General features: G+C 31.2%; 20 protein-coding genes. 17 read left to right on the top strand and 3 right to left on the bottom strand.

What is annotated here, in order from left to right; all coding sequences use genetic code 11:
- Positions 1–16: 16 nt before the first annotated feature.
- Genes cmeF through cmeD form a run of 3 tightly spaced genes read right to left on the bottom strand, consistent with a single transcriptional unit; the run spans position 17 to position 5048 of the window.
- Complete coding sequence (cmeF, locus tag AJ888_RS08240; protein ID WP_032603345.1) at positions 17–3034, bottom strand: multidrug efflux RND transporter permease subunit CmeF; 3018 nt, start codon at positions 3032–3034, stop codon at positions 17–19.
- Positions 3035–3036: 2 nt separating this feature from the next.
- Positions 3037–3777, bottom strand: coding sequence for a multidrug efflux RND transporter periplasmic adaptor subunit CmeE (cmeE, locus tag AJ888_RS08235; protein WP_002861762.1), 741 nt, complete (start codon positions 3775–3777; stop codon positions 3037–3039).
- Positions 3774–5048, bottom strand: coding sequence for a multidrug efflux RND transporter outer membrane subunit CmeD (cmeD, locus tag AJ888_RS08230; protein ID WP_002861761.1), 1275 nt, complete (start codon positions 5046–5048; stop codon positions 3774–3776). Before cmeD ends, cmeE begins: the two co-directional genes overlap by 4 nt.
- 125 nt (positions 5049–5173) lie before the next feature.
- Here cmeD and lepA point away from each other — a divergent pair, with 125 nt between their 5' ends.
- The 17 genes from lepA (at position 5174) to AJ888_RS08145 (ending at position 21182) form a co-directional block, all read left to right on the top strand.
- Positions 5174–6970: a translation elongation factor 4 gene (gene lepA / locus AJ888_RS08225; RefSeq protein WP_002861760.1), complete on the top strand. Its 1797-nt coding sequence runs from the start codon at positions 5174–5176 to the stop codon at positions 6968–6970.
- 76 nt (positions 6971–7046) lie between these two features.
- A complete protein-coding gene (gene mapA, locus AJ888_RS08220; protein ID WP_002861759.1) occupies positions 7047–7691 on the top strand; it encodes an outer membrane lipoprotein MapA in 645 nt (214 codons plus the stop codon).
- On the top strand, positions 7688–8263 hold the full coding sequence (locus tag AJ888_RS08215; RefSeq protein ID WP_002861758.1) for a ComF family protein: 576 nt from the start codon (positions 7688–7690) through the stop codon (positions 8261–8263). The genes mapA and AJ888_RS08215 overlap by 4 nt, the downstream gene beginning before the upstream one ends.
- 40 nt (positions 8264–8303) lie before the next feature.
- Positions 8304–10895 carry a DNA topoisomerase (ATP-hydrolyzing) subunit A gene (gyrA, locus tag AJ888_RS08210; RefSeq protein ID WP_002861757.1) on the top strand — a complete coding sequence of 864 codons (2592 nt, stop codon included), beginning with the start codon at positions 8304–8306 and terminating at the stop codon, positions 10893–10895.
- Positions 10896–10958: 63 nt separating this feature from the next.
- Positions 10959–11474, top strand: coding sequence for a flagellar assembly lipoprotein FlgP (gene flgP, locus AJ888_RS08205; protein WP_002852972.1), 516 nt, complete (start codon positions 10959–10961; stop codon positions 11472–11474).
- Positions 11450–11911: a flagellar assembly protein FlgQ gene (gene flgQ, locus AJ888_RS08200; RefSeq protein ID WP_002861756.1), complete on the top strand. Its 462-nt coding sequence runs from the start codon at positions 11450–11452 to the stop codon at positions 11909–11911. The genes flgP and flgQ overlap by 25 nt, the downstream gene beginning before the upstream one ends.
- 44 nt (positions 11912–11955) lie before the next feature.
- Positions 11956–13257: a fla regulon two-component system response regulator gene (gene flgR / locus AJ888_RS08195; protein WP_002861755.1), complete on the top strand. Its 1302-nt coding sequence runs from the start codon at positions 11956–11958 to the stop codon at positions 13255–13257.
- A complete protein-coding gene (locus AJ888_RS08190; protein ID WP_002861754.1) occupies positions 13257–14288 on the top strand; it encodes an aspartate-semialdehyde dehydrogenase in 1032 nt (343 codons plus the stop codon). Before flgR ends, AJ888_RS08190 begins: the two co-directional genes overlap by 1 nt.
- Positions 14289–14296: 8 nt before the next feature.
- The gene (locus AJ888_RS08185; protein ID WP_002852919.1) at positions 14297–14803 is read left to right on the top strand and encodes a YqhA family protein; all 507 of its coding nucleotides are present in this window, start codon (positions 14297–14299) and stop codon (positions 14801–14803) included.
- Positions 14804–14854: 51 nt separating this feature from the next.
- A complete protein-coding gene (locus tag AJ888_RS08180) occupies positions 14855–15046 on the top strand; it encodes a mini-MOMP protein (protein WP_002861753.1) in 192 nt (63 codons plus the stop codon).
- Positions 15047–15054: 8 nt separating this feature from the next.
- Positions 15055–15489, top strand: coding sequence for a c-type cytochrome (locus AJ888_RS08175; RefSeq protein ID WP_002861752.1), 435 nt, complete (start codon positions 15055–15057; stop codon positions 15487–15489).
- A 30-nt stretch (positions 15490–15519) separates the two neighbouring features.
- A complete protein-coding gene (locus AJ888_RS08170; RefSeq protein ID WP_032603344.1) occupies positions 15520–16635 on the top strand; it encodes an ABC transporter substrate-binding protein in 1116 nt (371 codons plus the stop codon).
- 21 nt (positions 16636–16656) lie between these two features.
- Entirely contained in the window at positions 16657–17766 is a 1110-nt protein-coding gene (locus AJ888_RS08165; RefSeq protein WP_032603343.1) for an ABC transporter substrate-binding protein, read from the top strand.
- Positions 17767–17784: 18 nt separating this feature from the next.
- Entirely contained in the window at positions 17785–18681 is an 897-nt protein-coding gene (locus AJ888_RS08160) for a branched-chain amino acid ABC transporter permease (RefSeq protein ID WP_070296234.1), read from the top strand.
- A complete protein-coding gene (locus AJ888_RS08155) occupies positions 18681–19733 on the top strand; it encodes a branched-chain amino acid ABC transporter permease (RefSeq protein ID WP_002861751.1) in 1053 nt (350 codons plus the stop codon). The genes AJ888_RS08160 and AJ888_RS08155 overlap by 1 nt, the downstream gene beginning before the upstream one ends.
- Positions 19730–20500, top strand: a complete 771-nt coding sequence (locus AJ888_RS08150; protein ID WP_002861750.1) for an ABC transporter ATP-binding protein — start codon at positions 19730–19732, stop codon at positions 20498–20500. Before AJ888_RS08155 ends, AJ888_RS08150 begins: the two co-directional genes overlap by 4 nt.
- Positions 20487–21182, top strand: coding sequence for an ABC transporter ATP-binding protein (locus tag AJ888_RS08145; RefSeq protein ID WP_002852965.1), 696 nt, complete (start codon positions 20487–20489; stop codon positions 21180–21182). The genes AJ888_RS08150 and AJ888_RS08145 overlap by 14 nt, the downstream gene beginning before the upstream one ends.

The raw sequence follows: 21182 nt of genomic DNA, 5'->3' as shown, positions 1-21182 counted from the left end.
AAATTAATCATTTTGGTTAATTTAATTTTTCTCTCTCATAAATTTTTCTTAATTTGCTATCTAGTTTAAAACAAAATTTAAAAAGTGCAGGTACTACGAGTAAGGTAAGCAAGGTCGAACTTATAAGTCCAAAGATAATGGCTATTGCCATAGGAGAATTAGCTTCATAGCCCGCACCCCTTGAAAGAGCGAGTGGGAGCATGGCAAAAATCATAGCAAAAGTTGTCATCAATATAGCCCTTAAGCGTGATTTTCCAGCGATTAAAAGAGCTTTATCGGGATCTAAACCTTCATGGCATTTTTTATTGGCCACATCCACAAGTAAAATAGCATTTTTCCCCACCATACCAAAAAGTAAGATGATGGCAATAAGTACAAAAAGCGAAAAATTATGCCCCGTGATAAAAAGCCCTATAGAAGCTCCGCCAAAGGCTAAAGGCATGGTTATCATGATGATTAAAGGCAGAATAAAACTTTCATAAAGTGCGGCTAAAACAAGATAAATTAAAACAAAAGCAAGTACTACTGCCATAGCAAAACCTTGCACGGTTTCACCTAAAAGATTGATAAAGCCTGAAAAAGCATAGCTAAGACTTGCATTATTATTTAAAATTTTATCCATATTATCTAGTAAAAGTTTTTGCACCGCTCCTAAGGAAAGATCATTTACTCCAGCTGTGATTTTCACAGAGCGGTTTTTATTGTAACGATTGATAGTTTTTAAATCCTTACTGTATATAAAATCCACCACGCTTGAAAGTTCTAAATTTACACCTTGGTTGTTTTTAATACTAATGCGTTTTAAAGCTTCTATGTTTTTTTTAAATTCTGGAGCAAAACTTAGGATAATATCATCTTTTGAATTGCCTCTATCCATACTTCCTACGCTAAGTTGCGAAAAAGAATACCCTAAAACCCCAGCGATATATTCAGGATTGACATCTAAAAGTTTAGCTTTTTCTTTGTTGATGCGTAAGGCTACTTCATCTTTTGTAGCATTAGCATTGTCGCTTATATCTACAATGCGTGCATTAGTGCCCAAAATTTCTTTTGCTCGAGAAGCAGCTTCTTTTAGAGTGTTTAAATCATCTCCTAAGATTAAAAACTGCACGGGATCATCAATGCCTGCACCCTCTATCTTTGGAAGTTCTAAAATTTTGATTTTTAAACTTTCATCTTGAAATTTTTGACGATATAAACTTACTATAGCACTTTGTCTTAAATTTCTTTCGTCTAAATTTTTAAGTTTAACATAAATTTTAGCCTTTGTAGCATCTTTGGCATCATCATAGCCTACAAGTAAAAAAGCGTATTTGACATTGCTATCATTTTTGATTTTTTCAAGCAAATTTAAACTTTTTTCTTTCATGGCTTCTAAACTTAAATCCTTTTTGCTTTCAAGTAAAACTTGAATTTCGCTATCATCTTCCATAGGTAAAAAATCAAGTCCTATACGGGTAGCTAAAGCAAAAGAAAGCCCTACAAAAACAAGAGTGGCTAGGATAAATTTTGCTTTATTTTGTAAAATTTTATAGAGTAAATTTTCATACTTTTGCTCTATTTTTTCAAAAAAAACTTCTGTTTTTTCATAAAACTTACTTTCTTTTGGATTTAAAAATCTTGCTCCAATACTAGGTATTAAAAATACAGAAACCAAAAAGCTTATCACTATCCCACTTGCAACGCTTATGCCTAAGGCATTGAAAAAAAGTCCTGGTATAGAGTTCATATAAGAAATAGGGATAAAAACACAAAGTAAAACTATACTGATGCTTAAAACGCTAAAACCTATTTCGTTGATACCTAAAAAAGCAGCTTGTAAAGGCGGATAAGTTTTTAGTTTTTTAGCAATATTTTCAATCACTACTATAGCATCATCGATAAAAATTCCTATGCTTAAGGTTAAAGCTATGAAAGTTAAGCGGTTTAAATCATAGCCTAAAAGATCGATAATAAAAAAAGTTGAAATGATAGAAGTAGGTATAGCTATGCAAGCAATGAGAGTTGCACTTAAATTTCTTAAAAATAAAAATACAATTACAAGGGTTAGAAAAATTCCCAAAACCATATCAAAAATCACTTGAGAAAGGTGCTTGTGGATATTTAAGCTTTTATCGTAAAGCACATTAATGCTTATATCTTTTGGAATTTGTTTTTCTAAAATAGGCAAGGCATTTTTGACATTTTTAATCATTTCAAGGGTATTATAATTTGTGATTTTTCCGAGTTCTAAAAGCACCCCTTCTTTACCTTCGTATAAAGCACTTTGTTTTTCATCTTCATAAAGGCTTGAAATATTAGCAATATCGCTTAAAAATACCCCTGTTTTTATGCGAAGATTGCTAAGTTCTTCTAAATTTGTGGCTTCAAAATAGCCTTTGATGATATAGTTATCTTGATTGTTATTAAGTTCGCCAAGGGCTTGTTTAAAATTTTGACTTTTGATAATATTTGCTACATCAAGAGCATTAAGATTGTATTTTCTAAGTTCATTTGGTTTTAATTCTATGCGAATTTGGGGTTCTAAAAACCCCTTAGCCTCGATTTTACCTACTCCTTCAACTCTTTGCAAAAAAGGTTTTATTTTATCATTGATTTCACGCATGAGTTGTAATTTATCTTTAGAATATAAAAAAAGCGAAATAGCAGAACCAGAATCTGAACTGATTTTTTCAATTTCAGGCTTAGAAGGTAGGCTTAAAGTTCCTATTTTATCACGCACATCATTAGCAGCTACTTCAAGATTTTTACCCAGTTTAAACTCCACTACACTCACACTAAAATTATCATACGCAGCTGAGGTTATGGTTTTTACTCCATCAATTTCACTTAAAGCATTTTCTATCTCTTTGGTAATTTTTGATTCTACGAAATTTAAATCCCCATTAACCTTGCTTGTGATTTTTATAAGAGGTATGGAAACATTAGGAAATAAATTTACACTCATGCTAAAAGCAGAGATTAGCCCAAAAATCATAAGAGCTAAGAAAAACATTAGCACAGTAATTGGTCGGTTTATAGCTAGTTTAAACATTTTTAATCTTTAGTGATGATTCTACCTTCGCCAAAAAGCCCTGGTGTTAAATTTGTAGTTTGCACTTCAGCATAAATTTTTCTTGTTTTTACTTCTATACTTGGATAGATAAGGCTGATTTTTCCTTTAAATTCTGTACCATTTTGATCGATTTTATAAAAGAAATCATCGCCTAATTTAACTTTATCTTTGTATTTTTCATCAAAACTTAAAATCAGTTTGCTTTGTGGATAGGAAAAAATTTCTATTAAAGGTTGAGCTACTCCTCCTACTCCTTCACCCACTTGTATAAATTTATTTGCGATAATAGCATCATAAGGTGCGCGCAATTCTTTTTTTGTCATGATATTTTTATAATAAGCTATATTGATTTTTGCTTTGTTTAAATTTAAATTAGCTGCATCAAACTTAGCTTTCATATCTTCATAGCTTTGTTTGTCTATAACATTTTCTACAGCTTTGATTTTTTGCATTTTGCTTTTGGTATTTTCGTATTCTACAAGAGCAAGTTGATAAGAATTTTGGGCATTTTGAAGAGCTATTTTTTCACTTTCTTGATCAAGAGCAAGTAAAAGTTCTCCTTTGCTGACTTTTTGTCCAATTTCTACAGGAATTTTTTGAACTAAACCTATGCTTTCAAGGGCAAGTTTACTTTGTTTTGATGCTTCTACATTGAAACTTGCATAAATTTCTTCGCCAAAGGCGCAATTAAAAGCAAGAAGTAAAAATAGAATTTTTTTCATTCTTTAACCTTTGAATTAAGATCTATACCTGCATTAAAATAATAATTTGCTTTAGTAATTTCAAATTCATTTTTAGCAAGCTCTAAATCGCTTTGTGCTTTAAATTTAGCCTCTAAAGCTTGAAGATATTCCACATAAGAAACAAGTCCTGCTTGGTATTTTTTATCTACACTTTCAAAAGCTAAATTTGCAGCATTTAAGCTAAGATTAAGAGCTAAAATTTGTTCTTGTAAAACTTTTAAACTTTTGTCTAAATAATTTAATTCTTCTTTATTTTTTCTCTCACTAAACCTTGCGTTTGCATTGGCTATTTGAACGTTTAAACGCTCTTTTTCAACTTCTTTAGCCCTTGCATTGAAATCAAAAATTTTCCATTCCATACCTAAAATAAATTGATTACCTTGAGAATATTTTTCTAAGAATTGATCCGCTAAATTTGCAAAAGGAGCCGGAACTTTTGGATTATAATTGTTTTTATAAAAGTTAAAATTATCTTGAATATAAAATTTTGGAAAATATTCAGCTTTTGCTAAATTTACACTTTCTTTAGCAAGATTGATTTGTTCTTTAGCTATCATTACTTCATAGTTTTGACTTTTTTCTTGTTGCGGATTTTCTAAAAAAGCATTCCCTTGCACTTTAAAATCTGTATTGCTTAAAATTTTAATCTCTTTTTGTATATTGGCAAGTTTTAATTCATTTTGACTGAGCTCTAATAAGCTTAAATGATATTTGGCTTTAATGCTTTCAAGTTCATCTTTAGGGCTAAGTCCTGCATCGTAAAATTTTTGCAATCTTTCAAAAGTTGATTTTAAAAAAGCTACTTTTTGTTGATTGGCTAGTAAAATTTTTTCAAGACTTAAGGTGTTGAAATAAAGTGTGATTGCATTTAAGGCAAGGTAATTTTTGCTTTGTTCTTTGTCTAAAAGGCTTAATTTTTCTTTGCTTTCTAAAGCCCTTAAATTGGCCTCTCTAGCACTCCCATCAAAAAGCAAAAAATTAAGAGAGACTTTAGCAAATAAACTTTCTTGTGGATCGATGATGAAGCGATCTTTATTATTGGCTATATAAGCTGAGTTTAGACTAAGAGAGGGTAGGTAATTTCTAAAAGCTTGTTCTTTGTCCAAATTTGCTTGTTCGCTTTGCATTTGTTTAATGAGATAGGATTCATTATTTTGACTTAGTGTTATAAATTCGTGCAAATTAGAAGCTAACATTGCTAAGGGATAAAGAGCTAAAAATATAGCTGATTTTAAATATTTTTCAAACATTTTATATTTTAGTATGCTTTATATAAATTTCAATTGAAGTTTTTTATATAAAATAAAATTTATTTGTTTTAAACATAAATTTTGTTAAAATCCTAGCTTTAAAATTTTATATTTAGGATGAAATTTTGTCGGTAAAAAATATTAGAAATTTTTCTATTATAGCTCATATAGATCATGGAAAATCTACTCTTGCAGATAGGATTATTAGCGAGTGTGGTGCTATTAGTGATAGGCAGATGAGTTCACAAGTTATGGATACTATGGATATAGAAAAAGAGCGTGGTATCACTATAAAAGCACAATCGGTGCGTTTAAATTATAAATTTAATAACGAAAATTTTGTTTTAAATCTTATTGATACTCCTGGCCATGTGGATTTTTCTTATGAAGTGAGTCGTTCTTTGGCAAGTTGTGAAGGGGCTTTACTTGTAGTAGATGCTTCTCAAGGTGTTGAAGCACAGACTATAGCTAATGTTTATATAGCGCTTGAAAATAATCTTGAAATTATTCCCGTGATTAATAAAATCGATTTGCCTAATGCTGATATTGAAAAAGTCAAGCATGAAATCGAGCATATTATAGGTATAGATTGTAAAGACGCCATTTGCGTGAGTGCAAAAACAGGAGTGGGTATAAAAGAGCTTATAGAAACAATTATTACTAAAATCCCTGTACCAAAAACAGATGATAAAGCTCCTACTAAGGCTTTAATTTATGATTCTTGGTTTGATAATTATTTGGGTGCTTTGGCTTTAGTTAGGATTTATGAAGGAAGTATTGCTAAAAATGATGAAGTTTTAGTCATGAGTACGGATAAAAAACATATAGTTCAAGATCTTTTTTATCCTCATCCTTTAAGCCCAATTAAAACTCAATCTTTACAATCAGGTGAAGTAGGCGTGGTGGTTTTAGGGCTTAAAACTGTAGGTGATGTACAAGTAGGCGATACTATTACTTTAGTAAAAAACAAAGCTAAAGAAGCCATAGGCGGTTTTGAAAAGGCTAAAGCTTTTGTCTTTGCAGGACTTTATCCTATAGAAACGGATAAATTTGAAGATTTAAGAGATGCTTTGGATAAGCTAAAACTTAACGATAGTTCTATTACCTATGAGCCTGAAACTTCTTTGGCTTTAGGCTTTGGTTTTAGGGTAGGGTTTTTAGGACTTTTACACATGGAAGTGATCAAAGAAAGACTTGAGAGAGAATTTAATCTTGATTTAATTGCTACAGCTCCAACTGTGACTTATGAAATTTATCAAACCGATGGAGAACTTGTTAAAATTCAAAATCCTAGCGAGCTTCCTCCTGTTAATAAAATCGATCATATAAAAGAGCCTTATGTTAAAGCCACTATCATTACTCCAAGTGAATTTTTAGGGAATTTAATCACTCTTTTAAATCGCAAAAGAGGAATACAGGTTAAAATGGACTATATCACACCTGAGCGTGTTTTGCTAGAATATGATGTACCTTTAAATGAGATTGTGATGGATTTTTATGATAAATTAAAGTCCTTAACAAAAGGCTATGCGAGTTTTGATTATGAACCTATAGAATTTAGAGTAGGGGATTTGGTAAAACTTGATATTAAAGTGGCGGGTGAAAATGTTGATGCGCTAAGCATTATCGTGCCTAATGAGAAAGCACAAAGTAAAGGAAGAGAGCTTGTTAGCGCTATGAAAGAAATAGTTCCTAGACAGCTTTTTGAAGTGGCCATTCAAGCAAGTATTGGAAATAAAATCATCGCAAGGGAGACTGTTAAATCCATGGGTAAAAATGTGACAGCAAAATGCTATGGTGGGGATATTACTAGAAAAAGAAAGCTTTTAGAAAAGCAAAAAGAAGGTAAAAAAAGAATGAAAGCTATAGGTAAGGTAAATTTACCTCAAGAAGCTTTTTTGAGTGTTTTAAAGATAGATTGATGATAAATTTAAAACTTGGCTTGAAATTTGCTTGTATTTTTAATACAATTTTAAAATAATTTTCTAAGGAGAAAAAATGTTTAAAAAATTTTTGATTTTTATAGTGCCTATTTTATTTTTGAGTGCTTGTGCAACTAAACAAGATACTTTTGCTCAAGTTAATCAAATTTCTAGAAATTCTCAATGCAGTTCTTGCGAAAGTCCTGATGGCTTTGAAGCAAAGATTAAAGGGCTTTTATACATTAGCGATGTTGGAATTCAATGTTGTGCCAATAAACGCACTTTAGACACTGGTATTGCTTTAAAAAAGGTTTATTTGCATAGATTTTATGATTTAAAAGAAGGACAAAAAGTTTTAAATGCTAAAGGGAAAAAGTTATTTGTTGATGTGAATTTTAATGCGGTATTTTATACTTATTTAAAACAAGAACTTGAAGCTAGAGGAATAGTTGTGCTTGACAATAACGATCAAAATTCACCTTATGTGAGTAAGATTGATTTAGAATTTATATCTTATGGAGCAACTCAAGATACTACAGGATTACATTCAAAACTAGTAGGAGTTTTACAAGTTAGCGATATAAACAAAAATAAGAAATTTACAATCCGCACCAAGCAAGATGTACAAGGTTTCGATGATCTAAAAGAAACAACTTTTTATACTCATTTGTTAATAAAACAAATGGCAAATAAAGCAGCTAGTTTAATCTCTGAACTTTGAGGTGTATAAATTGCGGAGCTTTTGCTCTGCTTTGCTTTTGTGATTTATGTGAGCTAGAGCTTTCTGAATTTTCCTTAAATGCAAGAAAGCTTGATAATAATTTCAAAGTCTATTCTTTTTATAAATACCATGAGATACAACACTTGCTTCACTCTAAACATTATTTTTATGGTTATTTCGTTTATAAAATGCTTGCTAAATTAAGTTTTGCAAAATTTAAAGATTTTTTTGATCCTAGAATGACAATTAATGTTATAGCTTTAGATGATAAGGTTGAAGATATGCTTTATTCACATTCTGCTATTTTAGCTAGATATCTTAAAACAAAATTTGTAAAACCTGTTTTTAATGTTTTAAAAGCACAAAATCATATTAAATATTCTGGAAAAAGTTTAGAATTTCGTCAAAAACATAAAAGAAATTACAAACTCTTAAAAACCATTCACGAACCTGTAATTTTAGTAGATGATATTGTAACAACTGGTTCTAGCCTTTTGGAAGCTAAAAAAGTTTTAGAAGAAAATAAAATTTCTGTACTTTTTGCTCTTGTTTTAGCTGATGCAAAAGTTTAATATGCTATAATCAAAACTTTGAACTAATAGAAGGATTTTTATGGAGAATATTTTTAGCAAAGATTCTGATATTGAACTTGTAGATATAGAAAATTCTATAAAAAGTAGTTATTTAGACTATTCTATGAGTGTTATTATAGGTCGTGCTTTGCCTGACGCAAGAGATGGTTTAAAGCCTGTTCATAGAAGAATTTTATATGCTATGCAAAATGATGAGGCAAAAAGTAGAACAGATTTTGTCAAATCAGCCCGTATAGTGGGTGCTGTTATAGGTCGTTATCACCCACATGGAGATACAGCAGTTTATGATGCTTTGGTTAGAATGGCTCAAGATTTTTCTATGAGATATCCAAGTATTACAGGACAAGGCAACTTTGGATCTATAGATGGTGATAGCGCCGCTGCGATGCGTTATACTGAAGCAAAAATGAGTAAACTTTCTCATGAACTTTTAAAAGATATAGATAAAGATACGGTCGATTTTGTTCCAAATTATGATGGTTCAGAAAGTGAACCTGATGTTTTACCTTCTAGGGTTCCAAATTTATTATTAAATGGTTCAAGTGGTATAGCTGTAGGTATGGCGACAAACATCCCGCCTCATAGTTTAAATGAGTTGATAGATGGACTTTTATATTTGCTTGATAATAAAGATGCAAGCTTAGAAGAGATTATGCAGTTTATTAAAGGCCCAGATTTTCCAACAGGTGGAATAATTTATGGTAAAAAAGGTATTATAGAAGCTTATCGCACAGGGCGTGGTCGTGTGAAAGTGCGAGCTAAAACTCATATTGAAAAAAAGACAAATAAAGATGTTATTGTTATAGATGAGCTTCCTTATCAAACCAATAAAGCTAGGCTTATAGAGCAGATTGCAGAGCTTGTTAAAGAAAAGCAAATTGAAGGAATATCTGAAGTAAGAGATGAGAGCAATAAAGAAGGAATTCGCGTTGTTATAGAGCTTAAACGTGAGGCTATGAGTGAAATTGTTTTAAATAATCTATTTAAATCTACTACTATGGAAAGTACTTTTGGTGTGATTATGTTGGCAATTCACAATAAAGAACCTAAAATTTTCTCTTTGTTAGAACTTTTAAATCTTTTCTTAACCCATAGAAAAACAGTTATTATTAGAAGAACGATTTTTGAACTTCAAAAGGCAAGAGCAAGAGCTCATATTTTAGAAGGTCTTAAAATTGCACTTGATAATATAGATGAAGTGATTGCTTTAATTAAAAACAGTTCTGATAATAATACCGCAAGAGATTCTTTGGTAGCTAAATTTGGTCTTAGTGAGCTTCAAGCCAATGCTATTTTAGATATGAAACTAGGTCGTTTAACAGGACTTGAAAGAGAAAAAATCGAAAATGAACTTGCAGAATTAATGAAAGAAATTGCAAGACTTGAAGAAATTTTAAAAAGTGAAACCTTGCTTGAAAATTTAATTCGCGATGAATTAAAAGAAATTAGAAGTAAATTTGATGTGCCACGTATTACTCAAATTGAAGATGATTATGATGATATTGATATTGAGGATTTGATTCCTAATGAAAATATGGTTGTAACTATTACCCATCGTGGTTATATTAAGCGTGTGCCTAGTAAACAATATGAAAAGCAAAAACGAGGCGGAAAAGGAAAATTAGCCGTTACGACTTATGATGATGATTTTATAGAAAGTTTCTTTACGGCAAATACACATGATACGCTTATGTTTGTAACAGATCGTGGACAGCTTTATTGGCTTAAAGTTTATAAAATTCCTGAAGGCTCAAGAACGGCTAAAGGAAAAGCAGTGGTAAATCTTATTAATTTACAAGCTGAAGAAAAAATCATGGCTATTATTCCAACCACGGATTTTGATGAGAGTAAATCTTTATGTTTCTTTACTAAAAATGGTATTGTAAAGCGTACAAATTTGAGTGAATATCAAAATATCAGAAGTGTAGGAGTTAGAGCGATCAACTTGGATGAAAATGATGAGTTGGTAACTGCTATTATTGTTCAAAGAGATGAAGATGAAATTTTTGTCAGTGGTGGTGAAGAAAATTTAGAAAATCAAGAAATTGAAAATTTAGATGATGAAAATCTTGAAAATGAAGAGAGTGTAAGCACACAAGGTAAAATGCTCTTTGCAGTAACCAAAAAAGGTATGTGTATCAAATTCCCACTTGCTAAAGTACGTGAAATCGGTCGTGTAAGTCGTGGGGTGACGGCTATTAAGTTTAAAGAGAAAAATGACGAATTAGTAGGTGCAGTTGTTATAGAAAATGATGAGCAAGAAATTTTAAGCATAAGCGCAAAAGGTATAGGAAAACGCACCAATGCTGGAGAATATAGATTGCAAAGCAGAGGTGGTAAGGGTGTAATTTGTATGAAACTTACAGAAAAAACCAAAGATCTTATTAGCGTAGTTATAGTAGATGAAACTATGGATTTGATGGCTCTTACAAGTTCAGGCAAGATGATACGTGTTGATATGCAAAGCATTAGAAAGGCAGGGCGTAATACAAGTGGCGTCATCGTGGTTAATGTGGAAAATGACGAGGTGGTTAGCATCGCTAAGTGTCCTAAAGAGGAAAATGATGAGGATGAGTTAAGCGATGAAAACTTTGGTTTAGATTTGCAATAAGTTTAAAGTTGGAACGCTTATTGCTTTTTATTTTACTAATTACAATATTTTGAAGGTGTAAAAATGAAAAAAATTTATTTTATGCTAGCAATAGCAGGAATTTTCGCTGGTTGTGTACCAAGTGCAAACAGTGCAACTAAAAATTCAAGTGCAAATAGCACTGCTCCATCTCAAGATGTTATCGTGCAAAAAGTCGATAAAGATGATGTGCGTGATATTATCAGAGAAGAAAAAATGTTGGCTCCAGATGCTAGCGAAACGGAACTTAGTTTTACAGCAGTTGGTGAAGGGATTGCTCCGATGAATACAGTTTCTACTGCTCAAGCCCTAGCTTTAGCAAAAAGAGCAGCGATTACCGATGCTTACAGACAGCTTGCAAGTAAGCTTTATGGTGTGAAAGTGAATGGTAAAGACACTGTAAAAGATGCAATGCTTAGAAGTTCAACTATTACTGCGCAAGTAAATGGTTTGATAAAAAATGCAAGTATTATTGATGAGAATTTTAATCAAGGGCTTTATAGAGTAAACTTAGAACTTAAAATCGATGCAGACAAGTGGAAAGAATTGTTTGCTTATTAATTTTTCTTAGCTTTAAGCTTTTTGCCCAAGATGAATTTATTTTTTGGGCAGAGCTTTCTAGTAAAAATTTCATTCTCTTTCATCAAAATCAAAATTTATCCTTAGCAATGACGCAAAGCGAAAATGTTGAAGAACAATGGGTATGTGAAATTTCTTATAGTGATCAAGATTTAAAAGTTTTACCTCGAACTTCTTTAGGATTAATTGATGATAATATGCTAAAAACAATTAAATTTAATTTTTTAAATTCTCATAAAGATGAGTTAAGTGATTGCTTTATAGGAGCTAAAATCAGTGTTAAGGATATTGTTAATACCGACTTATTACGTGCTCAAAGTGAAACTTATATTAAAATTTTACCTTTGCGTTTTACCGTGGAATTTGGCGAACAAAATGCGATAATTTATTATCTTAAAAAAAAGCAAATTCAAAATTAAGCGCAAATTCGATACTATAGCAGAAATTTTTTAAAAGGCTTAGGATGAATTTAGTCATAGTAGAAGATGATATTAATATGCGCAAATCCTTAGAAATTGCATTAGCAGAGTATGAAGAATTTAATATTAAATCTTATAAATCTGCTACTGAAGCTTTAAAAAAAATAGATGAGAATACAGATTTGATTATTACAGATATTAATATGCCAGGAATTGATGGCATAGAATTTGTTAAAGCCTGTGAAAATAAATATGATTTTATTATTATGACAGGAAATGCTACTTTAAGTCGTGCTATAGAAGCGGTTCGTTTGGGAGTAAAAGATTTTTTAACCAAGCCTTTTGATGTTGATACTTTAGTCGAGGCTATTAAGCGTGCTAAAATCATAAGAGAAAAAACAGCCGATAAAAAAAGCAAAAAAAATGAAAAAAAAGAAGAAAATAAAGATTTTTTTTCAACTTCTCCTAATTTAGAAAAAACATTAAATTTAAGTCAAAAAGCGGCTAAAACTGATGCCTCTGTAATGTTTTTTGGAGAGAGTGGAGTAGGAAAAGAGGTATTTTCTCGTTATATTCACACTCATTCTAAACGCTCTAATAAGCCTTTTGTTGCTATTAATATGGCAGCCATTCCTGCAAATTTGATTGAAAGTGAGCTTTTTGGTTTTGAAAAAGGTGCTTTTACCGATGCCAATGCAACTAAAATAGGGCTTTTTGAAATGGCTAATGAGGGTACTTTGTTTTTAGATGAAATTGGCGAAATGCCTTATGAAATTCAAGCCAAACTTTTAAGAGCTTTGCAAGAAAAAGAAATTACGCGACTTGGAAGTACGAAAAGCATCAAAATAGATGTAAGAATTATCAGTGCAACTAATGCAAATTTAGATGAAAAAATAAAAAATGGCGAATTTCGTTCAGATTTATATTATCGTTTAAACACTGTTCCTATTAATATCCCGCCTTTAAGAGAGCGTAAAGAAGAAATTTTAGGTATAGCTCAAAAGGTTTTAGAAGATACTTGCAAAGAATATGATTTTAAGAAAAAACAGCTCAGCCAAGAAGCTAAAAATGCTTTACTTGAATATGATTTTCCTGGTAATATTAGAGAATTAATATCCGTCGTGCAAAGAGCTTGTATTTTAAGCGAAGATGATGAAATTTCAAGCGAAGATTTGTTCTTAGAAGCTAGAAGTATAAAAAAAGATGTAAAGAATTTAGAGAAAGAATTGATTTGTGAAGTTCTTTTAAGTGTAGATTATGACAAGGATCAAGCTTCTCAAATTTTAGGTATGGATATAAAAATTTTAAATGAAAAAATTAAAAAATATCAAATAAAGGATAAGTAATGTCAAAAAAACAAAAAATAGCCATTGTGGGTGCTACTGGTGCGGTTGGGGAAGAGCTTTTAAATGTTTTAGATGAACTTGATTTCCCAGTGGAAAGTATTTTACCTTTAGCAAGTGCAAAAAGTGTAGGTAGTGAAGTAGAATTTAAAGGCAAAGCTTATAAAGTCAAAGAGCTTACTGAAAATGTATTTAAAGAAAATCCTATTGATATTGCTTTTTTTAGCGCAGGTGGAAGTGTGAGTGAAAAATATGCTAAATTTGCAGTAGAATCGGGCGCTGTTGTTATTGATAATACAAGTCATTTTAGAATGGAAAAAGATGTTCCTTTGGTGGTTCCTGAATGCAATCCTGAGGATATTAAAGATTGGAAAAAAACAGGGATTATTGCTAATCCAAATTGTTCTACTATACAAATGGTACAAGTTTTAAAACCTTTAAATGATGCATTTAATTTAAAGCGTGTTGATGTAAGTACCTATCAGGCTGCAAGTGGAGCAGGAAAAGAAGGAATGCAAGAATTGGTCGAAGCCATGCAAAGTTTTTTTGCTTTTAAACTTGATGAATTTGAACCTCAAACTTTTCCTTATACTTTGGCACTTAATCTTATTCCACAAATTGATGTTTTTATGGATAATGATTACACTAAAGAAGAACTTAAAATGGTCAATGAAACTCAAAAAATTTTACATAAAAATTTAGAAGTTTCGGCAACTTGTGTAAGAGTGCCTGTTTTAAGAAGTCATAGCGAAGCCATTACTATGCATTTTGAAAAAGAAATAGATGTAAAAAAAGCTAAAGAAATTTTAGAAAAAGCACCAAGTGTTGTTGTCATAGATGATCCTAAAAATAAAAAATACCCTATGCCTTTAATGACTAGCGATACTAATGAAACTTATGTAGGAAGAATTCGTGCTGATGTGTATGATAAAAAAACACTCCATCTTTGGTGTGTGGCAGATCAAATTCGTGTAGGTGCTGCAACAAATGCTGTGCGTATTGCACAAAAATGGTTAGAATTTAAAAATAAATAAGGAAAAAAATGTTAGAGAAAATATTTGAATCTTTACTTGTTAGAAGTCGTATTGTTACAATTTTACCCGTAATTTTTGGTTTAATTGGAGCTTTTGTATTGTTTTTTATTGCAAGTTATGATGTTTTAAAAGTTATATTTTATACTTATAATTATTTTTTTGATGCAGGTTCTAATGTGGATTTGCATGAGGATGTGGTGGCTTTGATTATAGGAGCTGTTGATCTTTATCTTATGGCTTTAGTTTTGTTTATTTTTTCTTTTGGAGTTTATGAGCTTTTTATCAGTGAAATAGAAGAATTTAAACAAACAAAACAAAGCAAGGTTTTAGAGGTGCATAGCTTAGATCAATTAAAAGACAAGCTTGCAAAAGTTATCATTATGGTCTTAGTGGTAAATTTCTTTCAAAGGGTTTTACAGATGAAATTTGCTACTCCTGTGGATATGGCTTTTCTTGCTGGATCGATTTTAGCTCTTTGTGTAGGACTTTATTTTTTACATAAAGGTGGTCATTAACAAGGATTATCTTTTTTTGATATAATCGTTTTTTGTGTTTAAAGAATAAAAATGAAAAAAATGTTTTTAATTGGTATGATTTTAAATCATTTTGTTTTTGCAGCTCCGTTAGATGAAGTCTTTAAAGATATAGAAGTTTCAGGGACTGTTCGTTATCGCTATGATATTAAAAAAGAAAAAAAATACAACAAAAAAACACATAGATATCAAAATAAAACACAAACGGAAATTACAATAAAATAAGGAAAAATATGATTATACGATGGTTGTTTATTAGTTCAATATTTGTTGTTGCGCTTTTTGGTATTAACTTGAAATCATTTTTTACTTATACCTTTGATGCAAATAAGCAATATGATATGGAAAAAGCGAAGGTTTTGTATTTTCAAAATAAATGCAATACTTGCCATGGAGATAATGCTGAAAAGAGTGTTATAGGATCTAGAATTTTAAAAGATATGTCTCCTGAGGATATTAAAGGAGCTTTGATAGGTTATACTCTTGATAGTAGTAGCTCTACAACAGCTTCTCAAATGGCTTTTTATGCTAGAAATTTAAGCCACGAGGATATAGATAATATTATTGCTTATATTAAAGGTGGAAATTTTGCGCTTGATTTGCAAGTAAAAGACCTTCTTGAAGAAGAACCTGCGCAAAAAACAAAACATAATATATTTCTAAAATAAAATGTAAAAACTATAATTAAAAGGAATGCTATGAAAAAACTAACTTTAACTTTAAGTGTTTTAACTATGGTAAATTGCTTATATGCTAAGGATATTAATATAGGAGTAGTTTTACCTTTAACTGGAACTGTGGCAGCTTATGGGCAAGATGTTTTTAACGGAATTGAACTGGCTAATAAGCTACAACCAAAACTTTCAAATGGAGATGTTATTAAACTTATCACAATAGATACAAAAGGAGATAAACTTGAAACTTCAAACGGAGTTAATCGTTTAATAGCAACAGATAAAGTCCTTGGGATTATTGGTGAAGCTACAACTCCAAATACCATTCAAGCTATTTCTATAGCAGAAGAGAAAAAAATTCCTCTAATAGCTCCAGTGGCATCTGGAGATAAATTGCTAGATAAAAAGAAATATGCAAGTAGAGTTTGTTTTAAAGACAGTTTTCAAGGAGATAAATTTGCTACTTATGTATCTAAGGATTTAGGGCTTAAAAATGCCGTTATCATCATAGATCAAAGCAATGTTTATTCTTTAGGTTTGGCAAGAGCTTTTGAAAATTCTTTTAAGAATAATGGTGGGAAAATTATAAAAAAACTTGTTATTAATTCAGGAGATAAAGATTTTAGAGCTGTGGTTTCTCAACTTAAGAGTTTAAATCCTGATTTTGTTTATATGCCTATTTATCATCCTGAAGCTGCTTTAATTGCGAGACAAGCAAGACAAATTGGTTTTGATAAACTTTTAGCAGCAGGAGATGGTGTTAATAATCAAACTTTTATAGATCTTGGCGGAAGTGCTGTTAATGGAGTAGTTTTCACTGATAGTTTTGATTATAACAATCCATCTACACAATTAGGAAAAGATTTTGTTGCAGCTTATGAGAAAGTTAAAGGAACAAAAGAACTTCCAGCATTTTCGGCCATGGGAGCTGATGCGTATTTTGTAATGTTGAATGCTATGAATGCTTGCGTTGATAATCTTAGCAGCGAATGTATTAATAGCAAAATTCATCAAACTAAAGATTTTCAAGCTGTTGGTGGTGTGATTAGCATAGATGAAAGCGGTAATGCTATTCGTTCTGTTGTGATTAAAGAAATTCAAAATCAAAAACAAAATTATAAAACAATTATAAATCCATAATTACTAAAATAAAGGTAGAGAATGAAAAAAAGTTTAATTTTAGCAAGTATTCTAAGTTTAAGTTTAAGCGCTGCGGAAGTCAAAATAGGAGTTGTTTTACCACTTAGCGGAGCTACTGCAGCATATGGACAAAGTGCACTAGAAGGGATTAAACTTGCAAATTCAATGCAATCAACTTTAAGTAATGGAGATAAGGTTTCTCTTGCTATTATTGATACTAAAGGTGATAAATTAGAATCTTCGAGTGGAGCAAATCGTTTAGTTTCTCAAGATAAAGTTATAGGTCTTATAGGGGAAATGGTTACTGCTAATACATTGCAAGTTATGCGCGTAGCAGAAGATAATAAAATTCCATTGATCGCTCCTGCTGCAACTGGCGATAGATTGCTTGATAAAAAAATATATTCTTCTCGAGTATGTTTTATGGACAGTTTTCAAGGTTCATCTTTAGCAAAATATGTTTTTTCAAAACTTAATTACAAAAGTGCTGTTATTGTAGCAGATCAAAGCACTGACTATTCCTTAGGTTTAGCAAAAGCTTTTGAAAAACAGTACAAGTCTAATGGTGGTCAAATTCTTAGAATTTTAAGAGTTAATTCAGGTGATAAAGATTTTAGAGCTATTGTAGCTCAAGTTAAAAGTTTAAATCCAGAATTTATTTTTTTACCGCTTTATTATAGTGAAGCTTCTTTATTTGCAAGACAATCAAAACTCGCAGGTTTAAATATTCCTATGGGCTCTGCAGATGGAGTTGCTGATCAAACTTTTATTAGTTTAGCTGGAGATGCAAGCGAGGGTTATATTTTCACAGATAGTTTTGATGCTAATAATCCAACTACAAAATTAAGCAAAGAATTTATCAGTGTTTATGAAAAAGCTAAAGGAACAAAAGAAGTTCCAAATTTTTCGGCTATGGGTGCTGATGCGTATTTTGTAATGCTAAATGCTATGAATGCTTGCGTTGATAATCTTACTAGTAAGTGCGTCAATGAAAAAATTCACCAAACTAAAAATTATCAAGGTGTTTCTGGTGTTATTAGCATTGATCAAACAGGAAATGCAACTCGTTCTGTAGTGGTTAAAGAAATTAAAAATCAAAAGCAAAATTATAAAGATATTATCAATCCTTAAAGGAAAAATAGAAAGATTATGGATTCTACTTTATTTTTACAACAACTTGTTAATGGGCTTAGTTTGGGTAGTATGTATGCCCTTATTGCTGTTGGCTATACTATGGTTTATGGTGTGTTAAGACTTATTAATTTTGCTCACGGCGATATTATGATGGTTGGTGCTTATGCAGCTCTTTTTTGCATGACTAACCTAAATGTTCCTTTTCTAGGAGCTTTATCTTTAGCAATGATTTTTGCTGCCTGTGTTGGAATGGCTACAGATGGAATTGCTTATAAACCTTTAAGACAGGCTCCTAGAATTTCATTGTTGATTACAGCAATTGGTATTAGTTTTTTCTTGCAAAATCTTTTTAATATGCTTTTTACTTCAACACCTAGAACTTTTACACCGCCAAGTTATTTTGAGGAAAGTGTTAATTTTGGTGGAGTGATAACAACTTATGGTTCTTTAATGGTTCCTGCTCTTACATTTGTTATTTTAATAGCAGTGTTATGGATTTTGTATAAAAGCAAATATGGTATAGCTATTCGTGCTTTAGCATTTGATATACAAACAGTAAATTTAATGGGTATAGATGCAAATCGTATTATTGCTATAGTTTTTGCCCTAGGTTCAGCTTTGGCAGCAGTTGGAGGTGTTTTTTGGGCTGCAAATTATTACTCTGTTGAACCTACTATGGGAACTTTAATAGGTTTGAAAGCTTTTGCTGCTGCCGTTTTAGGTGGTATAGGTTCTGTAGTAGGTGCAGTTTTAGGTGGACTTATTATAGGATTTACTGAAGTTGTTGTTGTGGCTTTTTTTCCAGATTTATCAGGATTTAAAGATGCATTTGCTTTTATTTTTTTGGTGTTTATATTGCTATTTAGGCCTACGGGAATTTTAGGTATAAATTTTGAAAAGAGTAGGTTTTAATGATGGTTCAAATTAAGGTTTCACATTTAATCTTTTTAATTGCTTCAATTATTTTTATTTTCATTTCTCCTTATATTTTTGGGGACTATGGATTAAACATTGTTAATCAAATTGCTATTTTTATTATTTTGGCTGTGAGTTACAACCTTATTAATGGTGTAACTGGACAATTTTCACTAGAACCCAATGGATTTGTTGCAATTGGAGCTTATGCAGCTGCTTTAGTTCTTTTAAGTGCTGATGCAAAAAATGATCAGTTTTTTTTAGATGGTCCTAGTTCTTTTATTTTAGCTATCCATTCAAATTCCTTTATTCTAGCTTTAATCGTAGCTGGAATTTGTTCATCTTTGCTTGCCCTGATTTTAGCTTTTGCTGTATTTCGCGTGAGAGGGGATTATTTGGCTATTGTAACTTTAGGCTTTGGAATAATTATTAAAATAGCTGCTATTAATTTTCCTTCTATTACTAATGGCTCAAGAGGACTGGTAGATATTCCACAATTTTCCACGATCTATTGGACAGGCGGTATTGCTATTGTAGCGGTTATTTTAATTTTAAATATAGTTTATTCTAAATATGGTCGTGCAATGAAGGCTATAAGAGATGATGAAGATGCTGCAAGTGCCATGGGAATAAATACTTTTTGGATAAAAACTTTAGCTTTTGGCACTTCAGCATTTTTAGAAGGTGTAGGTGGTGGACTTTTAGCTTGTCTGTTGACTACCGTATCTCCAACTCAATTTGATTTTTTACTTACTTTCCAGCTTTTGATTATTATTGTTTTGGGTGGACTTGGTTCTACTACAGGTGCTATCATAGGTGCGATATTGGTTATTGGTGGAAGCGAGTGGCTTAGATTTTTAGATGAGTTAAATATAAAAATAGATTCTTTAAATCTTGATATCCAATCAACACCAGGACTTAGAATGGTTGTTTTTTCTATTGTTCTGATTTTAGTAATGCTTTTTGCAAGAAAAGGCATAATGGGTTATTACGAGTTGAGTGATGTGATTAGAGGGATTAAAAAGCGTTTTAAAAGGAGTAAAAAATGATTTTGGAATTAAAACAAATTTCAAAAAGTTTTGGTAGTGTTAGGGCTATCAATGAAACTTCTTTTAAAATCAATGAGGGTGAAATTTTTGCTTTAATTGGACCTAACGGGGCTGGTAAAACAACTCTTTTTAATATTATAACAGGTAACTATAAACCTAGTTCAGGTTCGGTTGAATTTCTAGGAGAAAGAATTGATCACTTAAAACCTCATAAGATTGTGCATTTAGGAATAGCTAGAACATTTCAAAATATTAGACTTTTTTCAAGTATGAATGTGCTTGAAAATGTTCTTATTGGTTTTAATAAACAAATGAAATATAATATTTTTGAAGCCTTTTTGCATTTAGGGCGTTTTGGAAAAATAGAACAAGTATTTAAAGAGAAGGCTTATGCAATATTAGAAGAACTTGGTATTGTAGAATTTGCTCATGAAAAGGCTGCTAGCTTAAGTTATGGGCAACAAAGAAAAGTTGAGATTGCAAGAGCAATGGCTACTCGGCCAAGATTATTATTGCTTGATGAGCCAGCCGCTGGGATGAATAGCTCTGAGAGCGATGAACTTGCTGAGCTCATTTTTAAATTACGAAAAGATTATAAAATTAGCGTTTTACTTATAGAGCATGATATGAAATTTGTAAATAAATTGTGTGATCGCGTATTGGTGCTTGATTATGGAAAAACAATTTTTGAAGGTAAACTTTGCGATGCTGTAAATCATAAAGAAGTAATTGCTGCGTATTTAGGGGATTTTGATGCTAATAGTTAAAGATTTGCATGTTTATTATGGATTAATTGAAGCTGTTAAAGGGATTGATTTTAAAGTGGAAACAGGTCATATTGTTTCTCTTATAGGTTCAAATGGAGCAGGTAAAACTTCAACTTTAAATGCGCTTTTAAACTCAGTTAAAAGAACTGGTGAGGTTAATTTCTTAGGTTATGATACTAAAAGACATTTAACTCATACTTTAGTTCAAAAAGGTATAGCTTTAGTTCCTGAAGGAAGGCGTGTTTTTATCAATTTAAGCGTAGAGGAAAATTTAAAAATAGGTGCTTTTAATAATGCTGAAAATTATGAGCATTTAAGAGAGCAAATGTATAAACTTTTTCCAAGACTTGCAAGCAAAAAGCATGCTTTAGCTGGAACATTGAGTGGAGGGGAAGCGCAAATGCTTGCGATTTCAAGGGCTTTAATGAGCGAACCAAAACTTTTGATGTTGGATGAGCCTTCTTTGGGACTTGCTCCAAAGATTGTGGGCGAAGTTTTTGATATTATTGTGCGTTTAAAAGAAGAGGGTATAACTATTCTTTTGGTAGAGCAAAATGCTTATTCTGCATTAAAAATAAGTGATTATGCTTATGTTTTGGAAAATGGTCGCATTGTAATGGAAAACGAGGCTAAAAATTTAATAGGTGATGATGAGATTAGAAAGAAATATTTAGGGCTTTAA

Source organism: Campylobacter sp. BCW_6467, from assembly GCF_001762855.1.
Lineage (GTDB): Bacteria > Campylobacterota > Campylobacteria > Campylobacterales > Campylobacteraceae > Campylobacter_D > Campylobacter_D jejuni.
The sequence above is the reverse complement of the archived record's forward strand: the minus strand, read 5'-3'. Positions and strand labels throughout refer to the sequence as shown.